Genomic DNA, 6687 nt, shown 5'->3' with positions numbered 1-6687 from the left:
GGAGTCGGGACGGCGTGCCGTGGCTGGCTCGTTCAAGGAAGCAAAGGAACTCGCGGCCTGGACCAGCAAGGTCCGCGACGCCTGGCCGCAGCTCATCGTGGAACACGTGGACTCCGTGGGCGTCTCCGAAGAACCCCAGGTCGGGGACACCCTCCAGGTCAACGCCTACATCGCCCTCCACACCCTGACACCGGACGACGTGTGCGTCGAGGTCGCCTATGGGCGTGCCGAAGAAAGCGATGAGCTGGAAGACATCACCGTCGCCGAACTCAACTCATTCGAGGACCTTGGCAACGGTCGCCACCTGTTCACCGGGTCCATCCTGATCAACCGCTCCGGATCCTTCGGCTACACCGTCCGGGTCTTCCCGAAGCACCCCTCCCTCGCCTCGAAGGCCGAACTGGGGCTGATCGTCAACGCGTAGCGATGTGGCTGGCCGGTCGGGCTTTGCCCACCCGGCCAGCCGCGCTACTGCTGGAAGACTGCTATCACGGCGAGGTCCCGCCCGGAGTAGAACTCGGCGTCTTGGAGGATCTCGCAAACCAAGCCGAAGGACCGATCAGTCCGGTAGGCCGCCGGGACCTGCCAAATCAGGGTGACGGGTGGTTGGTCGTCGTCGGACACACTGTCTGCGAAATCGTGGAGTGAATCGTTGAGCGCATCCATGTCCACACCGTCGTACTCGGGGAAATCGAGCACCTGGCCGAACACTTCGAGGACGGCTGCCTTGTTTGCCGCCGGCGGCACCATCACGGTGCGGCGGCCGGCGTCGGACACTTGTTCCTGCAGTTCTTCGAGCGTCCACGTGTCTGCGGAATAGATCTTCATGGTTCCTAGGTGCGGTAGATGTTGATGGTGTTGCCTTGGACCACTTCCCGCTCGCCGGCGGCGACCAGGGCTCCCTGCCTGCGGTCATTGAGTTCGGACGTCGTCAAGCGTAGTTCGAACATACGGCTTCCCGTGCCGGATTCGGCGACCAGTTTGGGGAGGACGACCTTGTGGTCATCCTTGTTTCCGTTGATAACGATCAAGCCGCGGTAAGCGCCGCCCTCCGAACTCACCAAGAGCTGCACAATCCGCAGGGACGGATCGTGCCAACGGGCCGCCGTCATGGGCTGGCCCTTTTCATCAAACCAATCCAGGCCCGTCCCGCTGTCCGGGAAGCCTGCGTCCTGGGCTTGCAGGAATTCTTTCCGAAGCCTTATCACCCGTTTGGTGCTCCGCAGCATGTCATGCGATTCGGGTGTCTGGGTCCAGTCAATCCATGTCAGGGGGTTGTCCTGGCAATAGGCGTTGTTGTTTCCCTGCTGCGTGCGTCCGAGCTCGTCGCCGGCGGTGATCATGGGTACGCCAATGGAGATCATCAACGTGGTCATGAGGTTCCGCTTGGACAGGGCACGGGCGGCGAGAATTGTCTCATTTTCCGTGCGGCCTTCGAATCCGTGGTTGTAGCTGAGGCTGTTGGTCTGCCCGTCGCGGTTTTGCTCGCCGTTGGCCTCGTTGTGCTTGCGGTCGTAGGACACCAGATCAGTCAGGGTGAAGCCATCGTGTGCGGTGATGAAATTGAGCGAAGCGAGCCTGGAACGTCCGGCGGATTCAAAGACCCGGGCCGAGCCGGTCAAAGCGTCGGCCAGATCTCCCATGGTGCTGCCGGACATCCCGCCTTCCACGGCACCCCGCTCTGAGAGCCAGAAACGGCGCACGCCATCACGGAAGTGGTCGTTCCAGTCCACCCACCCCTTGGGGAACCGCCCAGTCTGCCAGCCACCGTAACCCACATCCCACGGTTCGGAAATGAGCTTGGTCTTGGAGATCACCGGATCTTCCGCGATGCGCTTCAGGAAAGGGTGCTCAGGATCGAACTCGTTGCCCGCATTGCGGCACAGAGTCACGGCGAGGTCGAAACGGAAGCCGTCGATGTGGAATTCTTCGGCCCAATAGCGCAGCGAATCGATGGCAAGATCCACCACCCTCGGTTCGGCAAAATTGAGCGTGTTGCCGCAACCGGTCGTGTCGAGGTAGCGGCCGTGGGCGTCGTGGCGGTAGTACCGCTGCTCGCCCAAGCCCCTGAAACTGAAGGTGTCGCCGTCGGGGCCGCCTTCGGCAGTGTGGTTGTAGACCACGTCGAGGATCACTTCGATCCCCGCGGCGTGAAGGAGCTTCACCATGCCCTTGAATTCGTCTTGGACGGCGTGGGGGCCGGCCAGTTGGGCGGCCTGCGTGGCGTAGTCCGCGTGCGGCGCAAAGAACGCTGCGGTGTTGTAGCCCCAGTAGTTGGTCAGGCCCAAGTACTGCAGGTGCTGCTCGTCCATGTGGAAGTGGATGGGCAGCAATTGGACTGCCGTCACTCCCAGTGAGTGAAAGTGCTCGATCATGGCCGGGTGTGCCATGCCCGCGTAGGTCCCGCGGAGGTGCTCCGGGATATCCGGGTGCAGCATGCTCTGGCCGCGGACGTGCGCCTCATAGACAATGGTGTCCCGCCACGGCGTGCGCAGCGCACGGTCGTCGCCCCAATCAAACGCCGATTCCATCCGCACGGAGGTCAGCAGCTCTCCGCGCTGGTGCACCGCCCGACCGTAGGGATCCAGCAGGAGTTGCTCGGCGTCGTCGGCGTCAAAGTCCGGAGCCTGAACGGACAGCGGAAGCGCATCCTCGTGGACCGCGGCGCGGAAGCCGTACCGGGTGCCGGGCGGCAGCCCGTCCACGATCCCGTGGTGGACGCCGTCCTCCAGTTTCGGCAGCGTGTGGACCTTCCAGGAGTCCCCGGGGGCCATGTACGCGATGTCGACCCGAGTGAGTCCTGGGGCCCAGACGGCGACGTTGACGCGGTCCCGCGAGGGGGTGCCGCCGTCGGACTTTCCAAGCCGCGGAACACTCAGCCCGAGCGGCGACGGCCGCGAGGCGTCCACTGTAGATGCTGTGTCAAAAATCGGCATAACCATTACTTGAGAGTTTAGTCTCCGACGCCAATTCTCCCTTGCCCCCAGCCCATATGACAGCACGGACGCCCGGCGGTCAGAGCCCAGCCGGTGCCCCCTACGAACGCAAACAAGCCGCTCACCTGCTGAAACGTCGCATCGTTCGGCCAGTTACGCTTTTCGCAAAACCGGTCGCTCGCGCGGATTATGTCGACTGACCCAATTCACGCGGCCGCATGCCGAGCGGTTCGTATCCTCGGCGATGTCGTTGCATACTTTGGCTATACACCAATGCGGAGGTAATTGTGCGAATCGCTCTTGCTCAACTCATCAGTGGCCGCGAGCTGGCAGACAACCTGACCCTGTTGGAAGACTATGCCCGCCGGGCCAAGGAGGGCGGTGCCGAGCTCGTGGTGTTTCCCGAAGCGACCATGCGCGCCTTCGGGAATTCCCTGCTGGACATCGCCGAGCCCTTGGACGGGCCATGGGCCAGCCGGGTGCGGGAGATCGCCCGGGAACTTGGGATCGTGATCGTGGCCGGAATGTTCACCCCTGGCCTGGCCTCCGACGGCAGCAGCAACGGCAAGGTCCGGAACACCCTGATCGCCACCGGGCCCGGGGTGGACACCAGCTACGACAAGATCCACCTCTTCGACGCCTTCGGCTTCGCGGAATCGGACACCGTCGACGCCGGCACCGGTCCAGTGACGTTCGACGCCGGGGGCCTCACCTTTGGCTTGGCCACGTGCTACGACATCCGCTTCCCGGCGCTCTTCACCGCCAACGCCGACCGCGGGGCCGACGTGAACATCGTGTCCGCTTCCTGGGGAGCCGGGTCGGGCAAGGTGGAACAGTGGAAGCTGCTCGCGCGTGCCCGGGCGATCGACACCACAACCTTCGTGCTGGCATGCGGCCAGGGCGACCCCGCGAGCCAGGGCCGCGAACCCAAAGGGGCGGCGCCCACCGGAGTGGGGCACTCCGTCGTCGTGTCCCCCTTGGGCAACGTTCTTGAAGAGCTCGACGCCGAACCCGGCCTGTTGTTCGCGGAGCTGGATGCCGCCGTCGTCGAGGACGCTAGGGCCAAGCTCCCGGTCCTCGCCAACCGCCGCGACTTCTGAAGGGGACAGCAACGCTCGCTCACTAAGAAGTGAGCGAGCGTTGCTGTAATTTGCGCTATAAGTGAGCGGGCGTGCGCTATTTGGCGGCGCGCTGCCTTGAGACTTCGTACAGGGAGATGCCCACGGCCATGGAGGCGTTCAGCGATTCCATGGCGGAGTCGATCGGGATGGAGATGATCTGGTCGCAGTTTTCGCGGACCAGGCGGCTGAGGCCCTTGCCCTCGGAACCCACCACGATGCACACGGGATCGGTGGCCAACGAGAGATCCGGCAGCGAGACGTCGCCGTCGCCGTCCAGGCCCAGCACGAAGATGCCCATCTGCTTGAACTGCTTGAGTGCGTTGTTCAGGTTGGCAGCCCGGGCCACGGGGACGCGGACCGCTGCGCCTGCGCTGGTCTTCCATGCCGACGCAGTGACGCCGACGGAGCGGCGCTCCGGGACAATCACGCCGTGGCCGCTGAAGGCGGAAACGGAGCGGATGATGGCGCCGAGGTTGCGGGGGTCGGTGATGCCGTCGAGCGCAACGAAGAGGGGCGCGTTGGGGATGTACCCCTTCTTCCACTTAGTGACCGTCTCTTCGGCGAGGTCGTAGGCGTCCTGGTATTCGTACGGCGGGATCTGCAGTACGAGGCCCTGGTGGACAGCGTCTTCGGTCATGCGGTCCAGCTCGGGCTTGCCGGTTTCCAGCAGCGGGATGCCACGTTCGGCAGCGAGTTTGAGGGACTCCTTGACGCGGTCGTCCATCTCGATCCGGATGGCGATGTGCAGTGCCTTCGCGGGGATTCCGGCGCGAAGCGCCTCCACCACGGAGTTGCGCCCGGTGACGACTTCCTCGGTAGCGCGGCCCTTGGGGCCCGAGCGGGCGCCCGGGTTCGAGCGGCTGGTGCCCCCGGCCGCGCGCTTTGCCGCCGAGCGTTCAGCGAGCTGCTTGCTCTTGTACGCCTTGTGATACTCGCGGTCCTCAGCCTTGGGGGTCGGACCCCGGCCTTCGAGGGCCTTTCGACCGTGGCCACCGGTTCCGGTGGTGGGGCCCTTCTTGCTCTTGACAGCCCGGCGACCGTTGTTGGCCATGAATTCCACCCTTGATTGTGTTGAGTACGTCTGCAATCAAGTCTACTGAATCAACTTAAATCGGGACGACGGCGGAATGTCAGTCCCGTTTGAGGCTCCAGCTGGCGCCGTCGGCGCCATCCTCGACGGCGATACCGGCTGCCGCAAGAGTGTCGCGGATCGCGTCGGAAGCTGCCCAGTCCTTGTTGGCCCGCGCCTCGGCCCGCGCCTGCAACTGGGCTTCCACGAGGACCCCGAGGGCCGTGACGGTCTCGGAGTTCTCCTGGGCCTCGCCGCGGACGTCGTTCAGTCCAAGAACGGTGGTCATGGCCATCACGGCCTGGAGCGCCTGCTGGGCCCCGGCGTCGTCCCCGTTCGCCAGGGCCGTATTTCCGGCACGGACAGTCTCGTGCAGGGCGCCCAGGGCCTGCGGGACGTTGAGGTCGTCATCCATCGCGGCAGCGAACGCATCGGGCACCGGGCTCGACACAGGGTGGGCGGCGAAATCGCCACCGAACTTCTTGGAGGCCTTCGCGACAAAACCATAGATGCGCTCCACGGCAGCAGCAGCTTCCTGGAGCGAGGTGGGCCGGTAGTCAAGGATGGAGCGGTACTGCGCCTGCCCAAGGTAGTACCGGACAACGCGCGGGCTAGCGAGCTCGAGCATTTCCGACGGGCTCACCGTGTTGCCTACCGACTTGGACATCTTTTCGCCCTCGTAGGTGACCATCCCGTTGTGCAGCCAGAAGTTGGCGAATCCGTCACCCGCAGCCTGAGACTGCGCCATCTCGTTCTCGTGGTGCGGGAAGCGGAGATCCAATCCGCCGCCGTGGATGTCGAATTGCTGGCCCAAGTACTTCGTGGCCATGGCGGAGCATTCAAGATGCCAGCCCGGCCGCCCGGTTCCCCACGGCGAAACCCAGCTCGCCGTCGTCGGCTCCCCGTCCTTGTAGCCTTTCCACAGCGCAAAGTCGCGCGGGTCGCGCTTCCTGTTGCTGAATTGAGGCTCGACGTCGGCGGCTCCCTGCATGTCGTCGATGTTCTGTCGGGTCAGCGAGCCGTACTTGCTCCAGGACCGGACGTCGAAGTAGACGTCGCCGGAGTCGTCCAGGGCCGGGTAGGCGTGGCCGCGGTCGATGAGCCTTTGAATGAGGGCGTGCATCTCCGGGATGTGGCCGGTGGCGCGAGGCTCATAGGTGGGGCGGGAAACGCCGAGGACGTCGTAGGCCTGTTCGAATTCCTGCTCGTAGCGGTAGGCCAAGGCCCACCATTCTTCCTCGGCCTTGGCTGTGGGTTCCTCGGCCCAGTCCGGCCCGAAGGACTGTGCCGACTTGGCGAGGATCTTGTCGTCGATGTCCGTGACGTTGCGGACAACAGTGACACGCAGGCCGCGGTATTCAAGCCAACGGGTCAACTGGTCGAAGGCGATCGCCGAACGGACATGTCCAACGTGCGGCATACCCTGCACCGTGGCACCGCAGTAGTAGACGCTGGCCTTGCCGGCTTCAAGGGGAACGAAGTCGCGGACTTCGGCGGATGCAGTGTCGTAAAAGCGCAGGGTCACCGCTCCAGATTAGCGGATGCGCACCGACTGGCTTCG

The 6687-nt window shown here is 64.4% G+C and carries 5 protein-coding genes and 1 pseudogene; 2 read left to right on the top strand and 4 right to left on the bottom strand.

All coding sequences use genetic code 11. The features are described from left to right. Window positions 1–424, top strand: a pseudogene (locus KNN17_RS20020) (DUF3417 domain-containing protein); the annotation flags it as partial. Between the two features lie 44 nt (window positions 425–468). On the opposite strand, the gene KNN17_RS20015 reads toward KNN17_RS20020, so the two are convergent. Together KNN17_RS20015 and glgX are read right to left on the bottom strand one after the other, a co-directional pair. Further along, window positions 469–828: a barstar family protein gene (locus tag KNN17_RS20015; RefSeq protein WP_241710607.1), complete on the bottom strand. Its 360-nt coding sequence runs from the start codon at window positions 826–828 to the stop codon at window positions 469–471. 5 nt (window positions 829–833) lie between these two features. Then, complete coding sequence (glgX, locus tag KNN17_RS20010) at window positions 834–2942, bottom strand: glycogen debranching protein GlgX (protein ID WP_241710606.1); 2109 nt, start codon at window positions 2940–2942, stop codon at window positions 834–836. Window positions 2943–3223: 281 nt separating this feature from the next. Here glgX and KNN17_RS20005 point away from each other — a divergent pair, with 281 nt between their 5' ends. Further along, complete coding sequence (locus KNN17_RS20005) at window positions 3224–4036, top strand: carbon-nitrogen hydrolase family protein (protein ID WP_241710605.1); 813 nt, start codon at window positions 3224–3226, stop codon at window positions 4034–4036. Between the two features lie 76 nt (window positions 4037–4112). Here the strand turns inward: KNN17_RS20005 and rlmB are convergent, their stop codons facing one another. Then, the gene (gene rlmB, locus KNN17_RS20000; protein WP_241710604.1) at window positions 4113–5108 is read right to left on the bottom strand and encodes a 23S rRNA (guanosine(2251)-2'-O)-methyltransferase RlmB; all 996 of its coding nucleotides are present in this window, start codon (window positions 5106–5108) and stop codon (window positions 4113–4115) included. Between the two features lie 79 nt (window positions 5109–5187). Next, entirely contained in the window at window positions 5188–6651 is a 1464-nt protein-coding gene (gene cysS / locus KNN17_RS19995; RefSeq protein WP_241710603.1) for a cysteine--tRNA ligase, read from the bottom strand. Window positions 6652–6687: the final 36 nt, after the last annotated feature.

The sequence above is a fragment of the Arthrobacter bambusae genome, assembly GCF_022606295.1.
GTDB classification, from domain to species: domain Bacteria; phylum Actinomycetota; class Actinomycetes; order Actinomycetales; family Micrococcaceae; genus Arthrobacter; species Arthrobacter bambusae_A.
Note: the sequence above shows the minus strand (reverse complement) of the source record. Positions and strands in the feature narration are given on the sequence as shown.

What these genes read in the sequence shown, in the direction of transcription:
- KNN17_RS20015 (WP_241710607.1), bottom strand. Translation starts at nt 828, where the DNA reads ATGAAGATCTATTCCGCAGACACGTGGACGCTCGAAGAACTGCAGGAA.
- glgX (WP_241710606.1), bottom strand. Translation starts at nt 2,942, where the DNA reads ATGGTTATGCCGATTTTTGACACAGCATCTACAGTGGACGCCTCGCGG.
- rlmB (WP_241710604.1), bottom strand. Translation starts at nt 5,108, where the DNA reads ATGGCCAACAACGGTCGCCGGGCTGTCAAGAGCAAGAAGGGCCCCACC.